General features: G+C 37.4%; 20 protein-coding genes. All 20 read left to right on the forward strand.

The window, feature by feature from the left end; all coding sequences use genetic code 11:
- The first annotated feature begins 28 nt into the window (after positions 1–28).
- The 20 genes from LS684_RS08295 to tsf all read left to right on the forward strand — a co-directional run bounded on the left by LS684_RS08295 (position 29) and on the right by tsf (position 18,164).
- Entirely contained in the window at positions 29–691 is a 663-nt protein-coding gene (locus LS684_RS08295) for a flagellar biosynthetic protein FliO (protein ID WP_233811138.1), read from the forward strand.
- Positions 691–1,356, forward strand: coding sequence for a flagellar type III secretion system pore protein FliP (gene fliP, locus LS684_RS08300; protein ID WP_233811139.1), 666 nt, complete (start codon positions 691–693; stop codon positions 1,354–1,356). The genes LS684_RS08295 and fliP overlap by 1 nt, the downstream gene beginning before the upstream one ends.
- Before the next feature lie 14 nt (positions 1,357–1,370).
- Positions 1,371–1,640, forward strand: a complete 270-nt coding sequence (fliQ, locus tag LS684_RS08305) for a flagellar biosynthesis protein FliQ (protein ID WP_233811140.1) — start codon at positions 1,371–1,373, stop codon at positions 1,638–1,640.
- Between the two features lie 4 nt (positions 1,641–1,644).
- A complete protein-coding gene (fliR, locus tag LS684_RS08310) occupies positions 1,645–2,421 on the forward strand; it encodes a flagellar biosynthetic protein FliR (protein ID WP_233811141.1) in 777 nt (258 codons plus the stop codon).
- A gap of 3 nt (positions 2,422–2,424) precedes the next feature.
- Positions 2,425–3,507: a flagellar biosynthesis protein FlhB gene (gene flhB, locus LS684_RS08315; protein WP_233811142.1), complete on the forward strand. Its 1,083-nt coding sequence runs from the start codon at positions 2,425–2,427 to the stop codon at positions 3,505–3,507.
- A gap of 53 nt (positions 3,508–3,560) precedes the next feature.
- Entirely contained in the window at positions 3,561–5,597 is a 2,037-nt protein-coding gene (flhA, locus tag LS684_RS08320) for a flagellar biosynthesis protein FlhA (protein WP_233811143.1), read from the forward strand.
- Complete coding sequence (gene flhF / locus LS684_RS08325; protein ID WP_233811144.1) at positions 5,594–6,787, forward strand: flagellar biosynthesis GTPase FlhF; 1,194 nt, start codon at positions 5,594–5,596, stop codon at positions 6,785–6,787. Before flhA ends, flhF begins: the two co-directional genes overlap by 4 nt.
- Positions 6,780–7,646, forward strand: a complete 867-nt coding sequence (locus LS684_RS08330; protein ID WP_233811145.1) for a MinD/ParA family protein — start codon at positions 6,780–6,782, stop codon at positions 7,644–7,646. The genes flhF and LS684_RS08330 overlap by 8 nt, the downstream gene beginning before the upstream one ends.
- A gap of 9 nt (positions 7,647–7,655) precedes the next feature.
- Entirely contained in the window at positions 7,656–8,759 is a 1,104-nt protein-coding gene (locus tag LS684_RS08335) for a protein-glutamate methylesterase/protein-glutamine glutaminase (protein WP_267930390.1), read from the forward strand.
- Positions 8,760–8,778: 19 nt separating this feature from the next.
- Positions 8,779–10,827, forward strand: a complete 2,049-nt coding sequence (locus LS684_RS08340) for a chemotaxis protein CheA (RefSeq protein ID WP_233811146.1) — start codon at positions 8,779–8,781, stop codon at positions 10,825–10,827.
- 78 nt (positions 10,828–10,905) lie between these two features.
- A complete protein-coding gene (locus LS684_RS08345; protein WP_233811147.1) occupies positions 10,906–11,376 on the forward strand; it encodes a chemotaxis protein CheW in 471 nt (156 codons plus the stop codon).
- 5 nt (positions 11,377–11,381) lie between these two features.
- Entirely contained in the window at positions 11,382–12,023 is a 642-nt protein-coding gene (locus LS684_RS08350; RefSeq protein ID WP_233811148.1) for a chemotaxis protein CheC, read from the forward strand.
- Positions 12,016–12,513, forward strand: a complete 498-nt coding sequence (locus tag LS684_RS08355) for a chemotaxis protein CheD (RefSeq protein WP_233811149.1) — start codon at positions 12,016–12,018, stop codon at positions 12,511–12,513. Before LS684_RS08350 ends, LS684_RS08355 begins: the two co-directional genes overlap by 8 nt.
- On the forward strand, positions 12,513–12,845 hold the full coding sequence (locus LS684_RS08360; protein WP_233811150.1) for a hypothetical protein: 333 nt from the start codon (positions 12,513–12,515) through the stop codon (positions 12,843–12,845). The genes LS684_RS08355 and LS684_RS08360 overlap by 1 nt, the downstream gene beginning before the upstream one ends.
- A 155-nt stretch (positions 12,846–13,000) precedes the next feature.
- A complete protein-coding gene (locus tag LS684_RS08365; RefSeq protein ID WP_233811151.1) occupies positions 13,001–13,762 on the forward strand; it encodes a FliA/WhiG family RNA polymerase sigma factor in 762 nt (253 codons plus the stop codon).
- A gap of 90 nt (positions 13,763–13,852) precedes the next feature.
- Entirely contained in the window at positions 13,853–15,208 is a 1,356-nt protein-coding gene (locus tag LS684_RS08370) for a flagellar assembly protein A (RefSeq protein WP_233811152.1), read from the forward strand.
- Between the two features lie 45 nt (positions 15,209–15,253).
- Complete coding sequence (locus tag LS684_RS08375) at positions 15,254–15,565, forward strand: hypothetical protein (protein WP_233811153.1); 312 nt, start codon at positions 15,254–15,256, stop codon at positions 15,563–15,565.
- 9 nt (positions 15,566–15,574) lie between these two features.
- On the forward strand, positions 15,575–16,219 hold the full coding sequence (locus LS684_RS08380; protein WP_233811154.1) for a hypothetical protein: 645 nt from the start codon (positions 15,575–15,577) through the stop codon (positions 16,217–16,219).
- A gap of 155 nt (positions 16,220–16,374) precedes the next feature.
- Positions 16,375–17,079: a 30S ribosomal protein S2 gene (rpsB, locus tag LS684_RS08385; protein WP_233811155.1), complete on the forward strand. Its 705-nt coding sequence runs from the start codon at positions 16,375–16,377 to the stop codon at positions 17,077–17,079.
- 203 nt (positions 17,080–17,282) lie between these two features.
- On the forward strand, positions 17,283–18,164 hold the full coding sequence (gene tsf / locus LS684_RS08390) for a translation elongation factor Ts (protein ID WP_233811156.1): 882 nt from the start codon (positions 17,283–17,285) through the stop codon (positions 18,162–18,164).
- Positions 18,165–18,191: the final 27 nt, after the last annotated feature.

The raw sequence follows: 18,191 nt of genomic DNA on the forward strand, positions 1-18,191 counted from the left end.
GGAATTACTTTATAAAGGGTGCATTTCAATGCAGAGACTTCAACCAATATTAAAAGTACTACTACTAGTGATCATTGCTCTGCTAGGCTTTCAGTCAGAAGCCTATGCGGAGCAATTAAATACGAGCGTTAAGGATTGTATTGAAAACCCAGAAAACTGTAAGGAAACAACGCCTGCTGTTGAAGAAGGAACCGACTCAAATGCTTCAACAAGCGGAGAGGTTGGCATAACGGTGTGGGACGTTTTCAAGATGATTCTCGCAACCATATTTGTAGTAGCATTACTCTATATTATTCTAAAGTTTATCAATAAAAAAAATAGATCCTATCAAAGTACTCAATTAGTTGAGAATTTGGGCGGTACGTCACTAGGAACAAATCGTTCCGTACAAATTGTGAAAATAGGAAATCGTCTATTAATCGTAGGGGTAGGAGAGAATATTCAGCTGTTAAAAGAAATTGATGATTCAGAAGAATATCATCAAATCATCTCTGATTATAACAATCGAATGGAACAGCTTGTTCAACCAAGCGATATTGTGACAAAGGTATTGCAAAGAACAAAGAAAAGTTCTACATCTGTTACTGAAGGAAATCACTTTCAGTCCTTATTAAAAAATCAGCTCGATGAGATTAAAAAAGGTAGAAAAAAGCTTTATGAAGAGATGGAAAAGAAAGGGTCAGACAAGTAATGAATGAATTTGTGGAATTCTTTAATAACAGTTCACCAGAAAATGTGTCTACATCTGTGAAAATGTTATTACTTTTAACTGTACTTACCCTTGCACCAAGCATCCTAATTCTTATGACATCCTTTACGCGCATTGTCATTGTTCTTTCCTTTGTCAGAACGGCGCTTGCTACCCAGCAAATGCCACCCAATCAAGTATTAATAGGTTTATCATTGTTTTTGACATTTTTTATTATGGCCCCTACCTTTCAAGAGGTAAATGAGGAGGCTCTAACGCCATTATTTAATGAAGAAATTAGCTTAGAGGAAGCATATGAAAAAGCATCATTGCCGTTTAAAGAATTTATGAGTGCACACACACGGCAAAAAGATTTGGCCTTATTCCTTGAATATTCACAGGCAGAAACACCTAAGTCGATAGAAGATATTCCACTTACGACTCTTGTACCAGCATTTGCGATCAGTGAAATTAAAACAGCATTTCAGATTGGCTTTATGATTTTTATTCCATTCCTAGTCATTGATATGGTTGTTGCAAGTGTACTAATGTCAATGGGGATGATGATGCTACCGCCAGTTATGATTTCATTGCCATTCAAGATCTTACTTTTCGTACTTGTTGACGGTTGGTATTTATTGGTCAAATCACTATTAGAAAGTTTTTAAGCAGGTGAATGAGGATGACTCCAGAGACAGTAATCTCGATCGCGGAGAGAGGCATCATGACGGTTCTAATTGTATGTGGACCATTAATTCTATTGGCACTTGTTGTCGGATTAATTGTGAGTATCTTTCAAGCAACGACACAAATTCAAGAGCAGACCCTTGCGTTTGTTCCGAAGATTGTGGCCGTCCTATTAGGTGTTGTCTTTTTCGGACCTTGGATGCTAAAGCATATGCTCTCTTATGCGAATGAAATATTTTCAAATTTAACAAGGTTTGTGGGATAGGAGGATGTTAGAATTAGTCCCAACATTCCCAGCCTTTTTATTGATTTTTGTCAGGGTGACTTCTTTTTTTCTGATGATGCCCTTGTTCTCTTATCGAACGATCCCTACGACACATAAAATAGGATTTGGCTTAATATTAGCTTGGATCATGTTTTATACGATTGAAGCACCGGTCCTTGAGATTAACGGTGCTTACTATTTATTAATTATAAAAGAGGCGCTTGTAGGCTTGATGATTGGTTTTATAGCTTATTTAATGTTATCTGCCATTCAAATTGCAGGTGGGTTTATTGATTTTCAAATGGGGTTTGCTATAGCGAACGTCATTGACCCCCAAACAGGAGCACAGAGTCCTCTTTTAGGTCAGTATTTGTATACGGTCGGCCTTTTTCTATTACTAACTGTAAATGGCCACCATCTGTTATTAGATGGTGTTTACTATAGCTATGAGTTTATTCCACTTGAAAAGCCATGGATCTCATTTGGAAATGAAAATTTGTTGGAATATGTGGTTCGAGCTTTTAATTCCATGTTTATTATAGCTTTTCAAATGTCCATTCCCGTTGTGGGAAGCCTTTTCTTAGTCGATGTTGCTTTAGGAATTGTCGCTAGAACGGTTCCACAGCTAAATATATTTGTCGTTGGAATCCCGATTAAAATAGGTGTGAGCTTTATCGTTCTCATTGCCGTTATGGGTGTGTTAATGCTTGGGGTAACCCAATTATTTGAAACCATGTATACAACGATGAGAGGGTTAATGGAGCTAATTGGAGGTACGTAAAAGTTGAAGCTTTTATCATTAAACCTACAGTATTTCGCTGGTGAAAAAACAGAAAAGGCGACACCGAAAAAGCGGCAAGATTCCAGAAAAAAAGGGCAAGTGGCGAAAAGCCAGGATGTGAATACAGCGGTTGTTTTATTAGCAATCTTCTTGTTTTTACTATTTGCGGGTGGCTATTTAAATGATATTATCTTGAATTTATTTAGGCATTCTTTTGATGAATTTATTCATATACAAGTGACGGAAGAAAATGTGTATGTTCTCTTTTTAGATATTTTAAAAGAACTCGTATTTTTCTTAGGTCCAATTATGCTCGTTGCGATGATCGCAGGAGTGGCAGCAAATTACATGCAGTTTGGCTTTTTATTTTCTACAGAGGCAATCCAATTTAAGTTAGAAAAAATAGATCCAATCAAAGGGTTTAAGCGCATATTTTCGATCCGTGCTATAGTTGAACTTTTTAAGTCGATATTAAAAATTAGCTTTGTAGGAATTGTTACGTTTACAGTACTGTGGTTAAGAATTGATGATATCTTAATTCTTTCACAGAAATCGGTTGGAGCTGCAATGGTAACATTAGCATCGCTAACTGTTCAAATGGGGTTATTTGCCTCTGCTGCACTCCTTTTCTTATCGGTGTTAGATTACCTTTATCAAAAATATGATTTTGAAAAAAATATTCGAATGTCGAAGCAAGATATTAAAGACGAATACAAAAATTCTGAAGGGGATCCATTAATCAAATCAAAGATTAAACAACGCCAACGAGAAATGGCCATGCGGAGAATGATGCAGGAGGTCCCCAATGCGGATGTCGTAATCACAAATCCTACCCATTATGCAATTGCCTTAAAATACGATGAGAAAAAGCTAGACGCTCCATTTGTAGTGGCAAAAGGTGTCGATTATGTAGCGCAGAAAATCAAATACATCGCAAAGGAAAACGAAGTAATGACGGTAGAAAACAGACCACTTGCGAGAGCGTTATACGATCAAGCAGAAATTGGCGATGCAATTCCAGAGGAATTCTTTAAAGCGGTTGCTGAGATTTTAGCTTATGTGTATCGAACAAAAAATAAGATATAACGATCGATCACAACGAACCAGTTTTATAGGTCGAGTTAGGAGAGAGAACAATTATGTCAGCAAGAGATTTATCTGTATTGCTTAGTGTCATCTTAATCGTAGCAATGCTGATTATTCCATTTCCATCATGGCTATTAAGTATACTAATTATTATTAATATATCTCTAGCACTTTTGGTTCTTCTTACTTCGATGAATATGAGTGAGCCATTACAATTTTCAATATTTCCATCTTTATTATTACTATTAACTTTATTTCGGCTAGGTTTAAACGTTTCGACAACTCGTTCTATTCTGTCAAAGGGTGAGGCTGGAGGAGTTGTTGATACGTTTGGAACGTTTGTTGTTGGCGGAAATGTAGTTGTAGGGATGGTCGTCTTTTTAATATTAATTATTATTCAGTTCGTTGTTATCACAAAAGGGTCTGAGCGTGTCTCAGAGGTAGCAGCTCGCTTTACGTTGGATGCAATGCCTGGGAAACAAATGAGTATTGATGCAGACTTAAATGCCGGAATGATTTCAGAGCATGAAGCCCGTGAACGCCGTGAAAAAGTTAGCCGAGAAGCGGATTTCTATGGTGCGATGGATGGTGCGAGTAAGTTCGTAAAAGGGGATGCAATCGCCGGAATCATTATTGTAATTATTAACTTAATATTCGGGATTGTTATTGGTACTGTGCAGCAAGGTCTTGCGATTGGGGATGCAGCTACTAAATATTCTCTATTAACTGTTGGGGATGGAATAGTAAGTCAGATTCCAGCTCTATTAATCTCAACGGCAACAGGGATTGTGGTAACAAGAGCAGCGTCAGATGGTAATCTAGGACAAGATATTACCGCCCAATTACTAGCATATCCGAAAATGCTTTTTGTAACAGGTGCTACAATCTTTTTACTAGGAATATTTACACCAATAAGCAATCTGTTAACCTTTCCGATTGCTGCTTTATTTGCAATCGGTGGGTTTATGTTATCTCGTACACCAGAGATAGGTAAAGAACAGCTTCAAGAGTCAGAAGAAGAAATCGAGACGGATGAGATGAAAAGCCCAGAAAGTGTTGTCAATTTGTTAAATGTTGATCCTATCGAATTTGAATTTGGATATGGACTTATACCATTAGCAGATGCGAACCAAGGCGGAGACTTACTTGACCGTATTGTTATGATTCGTCGACAGCTCGCGATTGAGCTAGGGTTGGTCATTCCAGTTGTCCGAATTCGTGACAACATTCAGCTTCAGCCAAATGAATATCGATTAAAGATTAAAGGGAATGAAATGGCACGAGGAGAGCTTCTTCTCGATCATTATCTAGCGATGAGCCCTGGGATTGAAGATGACTCAATTGAAGGGATTGATACAGTAGAGCCGTCTTTTGGACTTCCTGCGAAATGGATTACAGAAGATATGAAGGAGCAGGCTGAAATCTTTGGCTATACAGTTGTTGATCCACCTTCAGTTGTATCTACACACATAACTGAACTTATTAAAACAAATGCACACGAACTCATTGGAAGACAAGAAACGAAACAGCTTATCGACCACTTAAAAGAAAGCTATCCAATACTCGTTGATGAAGTGACGCCAAATCCACTTTCAGTTGGTGAAGTTCAAAAGGTGCTGGCTAAGCTGTTAAGAGAACAAGTATCCATTCGTAATCTTCCAGTTATTTTCGAAACGTTAGCCGATTATGGAAAAATATCTTCGGATACAGAGTTACTTACTGAATATGTTAGACAAGCATTAGCTAGACAAATTACGACTCAATACGCTGCCGGCGGGGAAACCTTAAAGGTAGTTACTCTTTCAGGCAAGGTTGAGAAGCTCGTTGCAGAAGGAATTCAACAGACAGAGCATGGGAACTTCTTATCGCTAGACCCGGCAGTTTCACAATCGATTTTAGAGTCGATTGCTTCACAAGTAGAGCAGTTATCTCTAATGGAGCAAACGCCGCTAGTATTGTGTTCTCCCGCAGTCAGAATGTATATAAGACAGCTAACCGAAAGGTATTTCCCACAAATACCGATTTTATCTTACAACGAATTAGAATCAAATGTTGAAGTACAAAGTGTTGGGGTGGTGAATATAGATTGAAGGTAAAAAAGTTCGTTGCACCATCTATGCCAGAAGCAATGAAGAAAATTCGTGCAGAATTAGGTAATGATGCAGTGATTTTAAATTCGAAAATGGTTCAAACAGGTGGATTTCTAGGGTTTTTTAAAAAGAAGAATCTTGAGGTTATTGCAGCAATTGACCCTAAACCGAAAGTAGAACCAAAACCAGTTGTAAAAGAAAAAGTAAAAAAAATGCCGACAACAGCTTCTAGACAAGAGTTTGATGAGGTAGAAGCTCCTCCTTCAACTGAAAAGCGTACTGGGGTCGTTCAAAAAGACAAGTCAACGGACGATTTAATGAAAGAAATCAATGAGTTGAAAATGCTAATTAAAGGAATTCCTTCTGCTCAAGAAGGGCATAAAGCATACAACTTCCCTGAGCCGATTCAATCCGTTCAGAGGTTGTTAGATGAACAGGAAGTAAATAAAAATCTGCAAGATAAATGGTTATCCAAACTTATAGAAAAATGGTATATAGCTGGTGCAAGATCAGATGAAAAGAATATACAGCAATGGCTAAAAGAGTTAATAGATTCTGAAATGGAATCAATCCAATTTGGAGGCATTTCATTTGTAAAAAAATATGTAAATGTAGTTGGTCCTACTGGAGTTGGGAAAACGACCACATTAGCAAAAATTGCTGCAGAATGCGTGATTAAACATAAGAAAAAAGTAGCGTTTATTACGACTGATACGTACCGTATAGCAGCTATTGAGCAATTAAAAACGTATGCAAGTATTCTTAATATCCCTATAGAAGTGTGTTATAACCTAGAAGACTTTAAAAAGGCAAAAGAAGCATTCAGTGACTATGATATTGTATTAATAGATACGGCAGGGCGCAACTTTCGTAATCAACAATATGTAGAGGATCTTAAGAAGATAATTGATTTTAAGTCTGATATGCAGACGTTTTTAGTACTTTCACTCACTTCTAAACAACGTGATATGATGGAGATTTATAAGCAATTCTCACTCATTACTATCGATCAGTTTATCTTTACTAAGACGGATGAGACTGAGAGTTATGGTGCTATCTTAAATATGATTACACAGTACAATAAAGGAGTAGCCTACTTAACAAATGGTCAAAATGTACCGGATGATATGATTCCTGCCAGTCCTAAAGTACTTACAAATCTATTACTTGGGGTAGAAACTCATGAATGATCAGGCAGAGAGCTTACGACTTAGACTTCAGCAGATGGACAGACAGACAATTACTAAGACTCTCGCAGTTGTTAGCGGTAAAGGGGGCGTAGGAAAATCGAATTTTTCGTTAAACTTTTCCTTGTCCTTAACCAAACAAGGCTATACCGTGTTACTATTTGATATGGATATAGGAATGGGAAATTTAGATATTCTCATGGGAACGTCTTCTAAATTAACTATTGCTAATTTTTTTCAAGGTGAATGTACTTTAGAAGAAGCGATATATGATGGACCAGGAGGACTTCAATATATTGCAGGGGGATCAGGCTTAAACCATCTTGTTCATTTAAGTGATGATATGGTGCACGAGTTTGATGCACAACTATCACAGGTGATGGAAAAGTATGATTATATTCTCTTTGATATGGGAGCAGGGGTTAATGAGCAGTCATTGAAATTTATATTATCGGTGGATGAAGTGGTTGTGATTACAACACCTGAACCCACTTCTATTACAGATGCTTATGCGATGATGAAGCACTTAATCCTTCATAACAAAAACCTGCCCATTTCGATCGTTGTCAATCGTGTGACTTCCAATAAAGAAGGAATGGACACGTATAGACGATTAGCTGAAGTGTTAAACCGATTTCTAGAAAAAGAGACCTCTGTACTTGGAATGATTCCAGAAGATCGGAATGTAAGACAAGCGGTCATTCATCAATCGCCAGTTGTTCAGTATAATCCAAATGCGCCTGCAGCACGAGCGTTTAGTGAAATGGCAGATCGGATCAACACAAAGCGAACGCAAGAAATCCCAACATCGACTGTTTCTCAATTTGCTAAAAGACTTAAGCAATTTCTCTTTGAAAGGTAGTGCATTTATGTGAAAAAAATCAATGTATTAGTCGTAGATGACTCTGCATTCATGAGAAAGCTAATAAGTGATTTTCTTTCAGAAAATTCACAAATACAGGTTATAGGAACTGCCCGTAATGGAGCAGATGCCCTAACGAAAATTCAAGATCTAAATCCCCATGTGGTAACAATGGATATTGAAATGCCTGTAATGAATGGGTTAGAGGCTTTAAAAGAGCTAATGAAACAGCATCCGACACCGACAATTATGATATCTAGTACGACAAAAGAGGGAGCAGAAAATACAATCCTTGCGATGCAATATGGCGCGATTGATTTTATTGCGAAACCTTCTGGTGCTATCTCATTAGATTTGTATAAAGTGAAAGAAGAGTTAATTGAAAAGGTGATTTCAGCTAGTAGGGCAAATATGAAGCAAGCGACAAAAGTCTCTTTTTTAACAAAAAAACCTACAAATTTACACAGTGATTATAGTAAGATAGAACCAAAGAGTGATTCCGTTAAGCCAGTCAGCTCCATAGCTACAACATGGCATCATTCAAAAAAGAAGGTCATTTGTATTGGCACCTCGACTGGTGGACCAAGAGCCCTGCAACAAGTCATTACAAAGCTACCCAAGAATTTAGATGCTCCTGTTTTGGTCGTTCAGCATATGCCACCTGGTTTCACGAAATCGCTCGCGAATAGACTTGACTCTTTATCTGAAATCTCTGTAAAAGAAGCAGAAGATGGAGAGCTTGTAAAAAAAGGTACAGTATATATTGCTCCTGGCGGCTTTCATTTAAAGGTGAAGGCAGTTGGAACAAGTCTAGCTATCCAATTAGATCAAACAGAACCAAGAAATGGGCATCGTCCCTCTGTTGATGTAATGTTTGAATCTGTAAGCGCTCTTACTGAATTTGTGAAGATTGCAGTTATTATGACTGGTATGGGTTCAGATGGGGCTGCAGGCCTAAGGTCATTAAAGAAGCATGGAGTTGTAAAAGCAATTGCTGAATCTCAAGAAACATCAATTGTATTTGGAATGCCTAAGTCAGCTATAGCTACTAGTTTAGTAGAAGAAGTACAAAATGTAGAGAAAATTGCTGAAACTATATTGAAATATGTTTAATGCCGAGGGGTGAAGCCAAATGGAAATGAATCAATATCTAGAGGTTTTTATTGAAGAAAGTAAAGAACATTTGCAATCTTGTAATGAGCAATTACTAGAATTAGAGAAAAATCCTGAAGATCTAAAAATAGTCAATGAGATTTTCCGATCAGCTCACACGTTAAAAGGGATGTCTGCAACAATGGGCTATGAGGATCTTGCCAGTCTAACTCATCAGATGGAAAACGTGTTAGATGCGATTCGAAATCAAAAGGTATCTGTCACTGCTGAGGTGTTAGATGTTGTCTTTTTAGCAGTGGATGATTTAGAAGCAATGGTACTTTCGATTGCTAGCGGTGGCGACGGAAAAAGAGATGTCGTTGAAGTGGTTGAAAAGCTTAAAGCAATTGAAAAGGGTGAATCACCTGTTGCTGTGACGGCCAAACAAGAAGCGGCTCCGGCATTAGCTGATCAAAAGACTGAGACGAAAAGTGTATATGATGAATTTGAGCTTACTGTCCTTGAACAATCAAAAGAGCAAGGATTCAACACATATGAAGTTACGATTGGATTACGGGAAGATTGTCTTTTGAAAGCAGCTCGCGTATTCATGGTGTTTGAAATCTTCGAAAAAATAGGTGAGGTTGTTAAATCTACTCCATCTGTTGAGCAGCTTGAAGATGAGCAGTTCGATCACGAGTTCACGGTAACACTCGTTTCGAAAGAACCTCAAGAAGATATTCAGAAGAAAATAATGAAAGTTTCAGAAGTGGATAAGGTTGAGGTGCATTCTTTATCTTTATCAGATGTTCGTAAAAATCAAGAAGACAAAACGGATACAGTGGAGGTCACTCCATCAGCTGAAGCACCTGTTCAAAAGGAACATACACCTTCAGAAACGAAAAGCAATAATGGTAAACAACCAGCTGCTGCGAACGTTTCAAATAAAACGATCCGTGTGAATATTGAACGACTAGATATTTTAATGAACTTGTTTGAAGAGCTCGTTATTGACCGTGGTCGATTAGAGCAGATATCCAAGGAGCTTAATAATGGAGAGCTTCACGAAACAGTTGAGCGTATGTCTAGGATTTCTGGAGACTTGCAAAATATCATTTTAAATATGCGAATGGTTCCAGTTGAAACAGTGTTTAATCGTTTCCCGCGTATGGTACGACAATTAGCAAGAGATCTTAACAAAAAGATCAACTTAGAAATAATTGGTGCAGAAACAGAACTTGATCGTACTGTAATAGACGAAATAGGTGACCCGCTTGTCCACTTAATTCGTAATTCCCTGGACCATGGAGTGGAAACTCCAGAGGTTCGAAGAGCAAAAGGGAAGCCTGAAGAAGGTACGGTTGTTCTTAAGGCATACCACAGCGGGAATCATGTCTTTATCGAGATTGAAGACGATGGGGCAGGAATTAGCCGTCAAAGAGTACTAGAAAAAGCGCTAAGTAAGGGCATTGTATCAGAACAAACAGCAAGTGCCATGTCTGATAAACAAGTATATGAGCTTATCCTTGCTTCTGGCTTCTCAACAGCAGATAAAATATCCGATATTTCAGGTCGTGGAGTAGGGTTAGATGTTGTTAAGAGTACGATTGAATCTCTAGGAGGATCCATTACAATCGATTCGAAAGAAGGGGAAGGCTCACGATTTGCGATTCAGCTACCGTTAACATTGTCCATCATTTCGGTTATGTTAGTTGAAATCCAAAAAGAAAAATATGCAATCCCGTTATCTTCTATTATCGAAACAGCTATTGTGAAGAAGGAAGATATATTAAATGCACATAATCAACAAGTCATTGATTTCCGTGGGAAAGTCGTTCCATTACTACAATTAAAGGACATTTTTGAAGTTCCTGTATTCGAAGAAGATGATGAGTTTTATTCAGTTGTCATCGTTCGTAAGGGAGATAAAATGGCTGGACTTGTTGTTGACTCATTTATTGGTCAACAAGAAGTTGTACTTAAATCATTAGGAAATTATTTAACGAATGTGTTTGCCATTTCTGGTGCGACTATACTAGGTGATGGACAAGTCGCATTAATTGTTGATTGCAATGCATTAATTAAGTAAATTAAGTGAAAAAAATAGGCTCTGTTAAATGTAACAGAGCCATCCTTTCATTATGATACTTAGGAGGATTGAATCTACATGACCGAAGCGTTAGCAGCTGATTTAAAGTTAATCGTATTTCAATTAAAAGAAAAAGAATATGCGATTCCTGTTAGTCAAGTACGTTCTATTGAGAAAGTACAACATATTACAAGAGTTCCTGGAACCAGTACCTTTGTTAAAGGTGTTATTAATCTACGAGGGCTTGTGACTCCGATTATTGATCTCAGAAGCCGCTTTGAATTAGACGAGTCTAGTTATTCGGATAGTACTAGAGTGATTATCGTAGCTTTAGAGGATATGGAGGTAGGGCTAATTGTTGATGCAGCGAATGATGTCATTGATATCGTAGCAGATTCAATTGAGCCTCCTCCAGAAGTTGTAGGTGCCATTGAGGCTGAATACATTAGTGGTGTAGCGAAAATTGATAAACGCTTATTGGTGCTTATTGACTTAGATAAGGTGTTAAGCCCTAATGAAGTGAAAGCTGCAATAGGAATAGAAGGGTAGTTCGCATGTCATTTATTGATAAAATTAATTCTCTTCATTTAGATATATTAAAGGAAATTGGCAACATAGGCGCTGGTAATGCTGCAACGGCATTATCTACACTTTTAAATAAAAAAATTGATATGAACGTGCCTAATGTAAGTATCGTGAGTTTTGATGAAATGATGGACATGGCTGGTGGCCCAGATAATGTAGTAGCAAGTGTGTTTCTTAGAATCGAAGGGGAAGCTCCTGGCAGCATGTTTTTTATGCTACCGCTGCATCAAGCGACTGCTTTTATTCAGCAAATGATCGGCGATACGAGCTTTGATTTTGAAAAACCACCTTATGATGAAATTGCTCTATCAGCATTACAGGAATTAGGCAATATTCTTTCAGGATCTTATTTATCTGCTTTATCTGATTTCACAAATTTATCCTTATACCCATCTGTTCCTGCATTAGCTATTGATATGGTAGGTGCTGTGATTAGTTATGGATTAATTGAATTGTCACAGGTGAGTGATTTTGCAATTGTAATTGATACGGCAGTTAGTGAAGATGATGTGGAATTATCAGAAAGTGTAAATGGTCATTTCTTTTTACTTCCTGATCCTGATTCCTTTCATATCATCTTTCAATCTCTAGGAGTTGCACAAGATGAATGATTGCATTCAAGTGGTAAAAGTCGGGATAGCCGACATGAATATTGTAAAGGCACCCCACACCATTAGAACATCAGGATTAGGGTCATGCGTTGGGGTCATCGTATTTGATGAGCATAGAGAAGTTGCAGGGTTAGCACATGTCATGCTCCCTGATTCTTCTCTTGCCAAAGCAGGGTCATTAAATATTGCAAAATATGCAGATACAGCCGTTAAAGAATTGGTGAATCGTTTGATAAGACAAGGAGCCCGTTCGAGTATGCTAAAAGCGAAAATTGCTGGAGGGGCTCAAATGTTCCAGTTCTCAACAACGAATGATATGATGAGAATTGGACCTCGTAATGTAGAGGCTGTAAAGCGAGAGCTTGATATGCTACGAATTGCCTTATTAGCTGAAGATGTTGGAGGCAATAGCGGGAGAACGATCGAATTCAACCCTAAAACTGGACTGTTAAATATTCGTACAGTTAACAAAGGGGTAAGAGATATATAATGTATCGTACATGGCTTTTTAATCTAGTTGTCTCGATGATTACGCTAGTCGTATATTTTGTAATCGCTCTTTTTAATAAGCCTCTAGTAAGAGCGGTACTTGAATCAATAATAGCAGCAAGCTTAATTTACATAGCTGCCTATTTGTTTCGTTGGTTACTAGTCTATATTAATAAAGATTTTACTGTTGAACCATTATCAGGTGAAAACGTAGATTCTAATACTCAAGAAACAAGAGGCGAAGATGAAAGCCAGCAACCTATTCCTCCTCTTCAAGAAAATCAAGTCGAGCAGCTTTCTACCCATATAAAACACTTGTTAGAGGATGAATAGGCTCGCCGGTTGGCGAGCTTTCATTATGCATTTTTGATAGCAATATAATCCAAATTTGTATTTGGAAAGTTAATAGAAACTCTATAGGATTCACGCGAAATATTTGATATAATGTCGATATTCAGTAGTTATTGTTACATTGTAGGAGGATTTCAATGGTGCATGAACCAACAACCGAGGAACAAGTTATTTGGGAAAAGTGGGTTCAATCTCGTGATTCGGAGGCAGGCAATCTTTTAGTTCAGAAATATATGCCATTAGTTCAGTATCATGTACAAAGAATATCTGTTGGTCTTCCAAAAAGCGTTTCTAGAGATGATCTGAAAAGCTTAGGAATGCTAGGCTTGTATGATGCACTCGAAAAATTTGATATTAACCGAGATTTAAAATTTGATACGTATGCATCTTTTCGAGTAAGAGGTGCAATTATTGATGGACTTCGAAAAGAAGATTGGCTACCACGCAGCACTCGAGACAAAGCAAAGAAAATCGAGGCAGTAATTGAAAAGCTCGAACAGAAATATATGAGAAATGTAACAGTTGAAGAAATTGCTTTTGAATTAAATATGAATGAAGAAGATGTTTATTCAACAATGAATGAACACTTTTTTGCAAATGTATTATCAATGGATGAGCAGCCGAAAGAACATGAGGAAGAAGGTTCATCTTTTGTTTTGAAGGATGACAAGGCAGATATCCCTGAAGATAAAATCGTGAGAAATGAACTACTTGAAGAGATGACAGAAATGATTTCTCACTTAAACGATAAGGAACAATTGGTACTTAGTTTATTTTATAAAGAAGAATTAACGCTAACTGAAATAGGACAAGTGATGAATCTTTCGACTTCAAGAATTTCGCAAATCCATTCCAAAGCACTATTTAAACTGAGAAACTCTATAGAGAAAATTATGTAATCTTTTGGGCATTAGTTTGTGTAATCGCAAGTGATGCCCTTTTGTATATCTTTCATTAGATTTCTAAATTAAGGGAAAGAGGGAGATTATATGGAAACTCCTTTTCAAATCAAACTTACGGACAAGAGGTTAACCGCAGAAATTCATCTCGTAAGGCCTCTTAATGATGCGGCTTATAGTTTACACGAACTAGAAGGATTGCTTCTAAAGCAAGGCGTAACATATGGAATCCATACAGATATTTTAAACCAAATCGCATCAAACCCCTCGTCTGTTTCCTTTCCTGTTATAATTGCTACGGGTATTCCTCCTGAGAATGGTACGGATGCCATTTTACAAAACGAACTTCATCAAGAAAATCAAGTAGAGAAGAAAAAATTTAATTTTCGAGATGTGCTCACCATTCCATCTGTTCAAAATGGGCAGCTAATTGCAAGAGTCATTCATGCTACTCCAGGGACTCCTGGTCAGGATGTTTGCGGGAAACCGATACCTGCGAAAAATGGAAGCCCTCTCAGAGTAAGAGCAGGTAAAAATGTTGTTTTTACGAATGATTGCTTTTATGCAACCATGGATGGACAGGTAAGCTTTATGAGTAAGTCTATTTCAGTAAATCCAATTTTTGAAGTAAGGGGAGACTTGGATTTAAGAACTGGAAATATAGACTTCATAGGGAATGTCACCATTAATGGAAATGTTCCAACGGGATTTCGAATTAAAGCAGGCGGAGATATCCGGATTTTCGGCTTAGTAGAAGGTGCTCACTTAGAAGCACAAGGCAATATTTTAATTAGCGGTGGGATTACAGGAGCAAATCGCGGGTTCGTACAAGCTGGAGGAACGATTCAAGCAGCGTTTATGAATCAGGCAAGTGTACATGCTGGGCAAGAAGTTCATGTATCATCATCCATCTTACATAGTAAAGTTCAGGCAGGAGAATCCATTGTTTGCAAGCAAGGGGTTGTCATAGGTGGAGCACTTATGGCTGGAAAAGATATTCATGTGAAAGAATTAGGCAATCACTTATTTACAAAATCTGAAATCTATGCTGGATGGGATCCCATGATCGAGGAAGTCGAAAAAAGTCTCAATCAACAGCTTAATGAGAAAAAGGCCAATATAGAAAAATTGACTGAAATAGAAAATAAACTCCTTCACCTATTAAAAGCTACTGGAAATTTGTCAGCAGAACAAAAAGATCTGTTGTTGAAACAACGATCTACGAAAGAACAATTCACGAAAGAACTAGCAGGAATATTAGAAAATCTAGAGGATCTTCAAGAAAAACGGTTAGAACAACTACTAGCTAAGATTTATGTATATGAGACTGTACATCCTAATACGTATATACACTTTGGGAAATATACAAAGCATATTCAGCAGAAACATGCTTATGCTAAATTTTACTTTAAAAATGGTGAAATTTTATTTGAAACCATTAATTAATTAATTAATTAATTAATTATTCCATTTATCAAAGGAAGTGAGCGTATGAGCCTTAAAGCCATTGAAATGCAAATTGCGCTTCCTAGAACACAAGATGCAGGGAAATTGCAGGAACAATTACAGCAAAGAGGTCAAATATTACAGGATCAAGCTTCCGATCGTGTTCTTAAGGACGATGAGAAAAAACGAACTACTGTCATGAAGCATGAGCAAAAGGAAAAAGCTAAATTTCATGAAAAGGAAGGATCCAAAGGGCAAGATCAATCATTTTCAGATCAAACTCCAAATAAAAAACAAAAAGAACTTGAAAAACAAGAGCATCCATACAAAGGGCATTCAATTGATTATAGTGGATAGAGGGATGATATGACGACGTTCTTATTACTTATTAGTTTCGTGTTAAACTTCGTAGCTTTGTTTGCGATTATTCTCCTATTCATGAGACAGAACCGTTTAGCACAAATGGAAACAAAGCAGGAAAAAATGATGAATGAGATGGAAGAAGTAATCTCAACTTATTTAATGGAAATGAAAGAAGAAAATGAAGAATTCATCGAGAAGATAAAACGAGTCCAACATACTAAGACAGAAATCAATTATCAGGTTCCTGAAACGAGCGTTGCTGGCCGAACATCTAAAGAGAACATTCAAGCATCTAATCCTCAAGGAGAGAAGGTTACGAACTCGGTAAGAAGAGCATCATCAGGTTATGCTGCAAAAGCATATCAAACATCAAAAAAGCCGATTCAAGCAACTCAAGAAGCGGATGAACCAATCTTCCTACCAAGTTACCATAATGAACATGAAAAACGAATGGATCATCCAGACGATACAACGAATGCTGAAGTCCATTCAGTCAAGAGAGCTCCAGTTGAAAGCTTGTATATTGAATCACTTCTGAACCAAGCACTACTCCTTAAACAACAAGGATATACAGAGGAAGAAATTGCAAAAAAACTGAACAAAGGGAAGACGGAAATTGAGCTTTTACTAAAATTTCGTCGAAATTAGCACTTATACTTGATTGTCAAAAAGAGTTATGCTATATTAACTCTTGGTGTTAATACACACGCTTATTGATTTAAACGGATGGTGCTGATCAGTTCAGTCCCGTTTAAAAATGATTTAAGCGGAGGAAAACAAAAACCATTAGGAGGAAACAAATCATGTCAGTAATTTCAATGAAGCAATTACTTGAAGCTGGTGTACATTTCGGACACCAAACTCGCCGTTGGAACCCAAAAATGAAGAAATACATCTTCACTGAGCGTAACGGTATCTACATCATCGACCTACAAAAAACAGTTAAAAAAGTGGAAGAAGCTTATAACTGGGTAAAAGAATTAGCTGGAAACGGCGGTACTGTTCTTTTCGTAGGTACGAAAAAACAAGCTCAAGATTCAGTTAAAGAAGAAGCGATCCGTTCAGGTCAATACTTTGTTAACCAACGTTGGTTAGGTGGTACTTTAACAAACTTCGAAACAATCCAAAAGCGTATTGCACGTCTTAAGGATATCGAAAGAATGTCTGAAGATGGAACATTTGAAGTTCTTCCAAAGAAAGAAGTTGTACAACTTAAGAAAGAGCTTGAGCGTTTAGAGAAATTCTTAGGCGGAATTAAAGATATGAAGCAACTTCCTGATGCTTTATTCATCATCGACCCTCGTAAAGAGCGTATTGCAGTTGCTGAAGCACATAAATTAAACATCCCAATCGTTGCTATCGTTGATACAAACTGTGATCCGGATGAAATTGATGTTGTAATCCCTGCAAACGATGATGCAATCCGTGCAGTTAAACTATTAACTGCTAAAATGGCAGATGCGATCCTTGAAGCAAAACAAGGTGAAGAAGCTGCTCCAACTGCTTAATTAATTGAACAGCGGAAATGATTGAAAAGCCGCGACTCGTCATAATGTCCTTTTGCGAAAAAGGCGTTTCAGGTCAAAACTAGACAGTCAAAAGGTGATAATAGGGCTGTACCCGTTATCACCTTTTTTTAAGATATTTCCGTTTACCTATTTCATTTTTTGCTTAAAATAAAATACATAGGATACAAGGAGGAATTATCATTATGGCAATCACTGCACAAATGGTTAAAGAACTTCGCGAAAAAACTGGCGCTGGTATGATGGACTGTAAAAAAGCTCTTCAAGAAACTGATGGAGATATGGAAAAAGCAATTGATTTCCTTCGTGAAAAAGGTATTGCGAAAGCTGCTAAAAAAGCTGACCGTATCGCTGCTGAAGGTACAACTTTCCTTTTAACTGAAGGAAATGATGCAGTCATTCTTGAAATTAACTCTGAAACTGATTTCGTTGCAAAAAACGAAGGCTTCCAAACGCTTGTTAAAGAAGTTGCTGAATTCTTACTAAAGAGTAAACCAGCTTCAGTTGAAGAAGCATTAACACAAACAATGGATAACGGTGCAACTGTTGATACTCACATCAACTCTGCTATTGCTAAAATTGGAGAAAAAATCACTCTTCGTCGTTTCGAAATTAAAACAAAAACAGATAACGATGCATTCGGTGCTTACCTGCACATGGGTGGACGTATTGGTGTTCTAACTGTATTAGAAGGAACAACTGACGAAGATGCTGCGAAAGATGTTGCGATGCACATTGCTGCACTAAACCCTAAATATGTTTCACGTGACGAAGTATCTGCTGATGAAGTTGAGCGCGAGCGTGAAGTATTAACTCAACAAGCTCTAAACGAAGGAAAGCCTGAAAATATCGTTGCTAAAATGGTAGAAGGTCGTTTAAGCAAATACTTTGAAGATGTTTGTGTTCTTGATCAATCTTTCGTTAAGAACCCAGATCAAAAAGTACGTCAATTCGTAGAATCTAAAGGTGGAACGGTTCGAGAATTCGTACGTTACGAAGTAGGAGAAGGTTTAGAAAAGCGTGAAGATAACTTCGCTGAAGAAGTTATGAGTCAAGTAAAGAAATAATAAACCTATATCTTACTCTAATAATTA

The sequence above is a fragment of the Cytobacillus spongiae genome, from assembly GCF_021390075.1.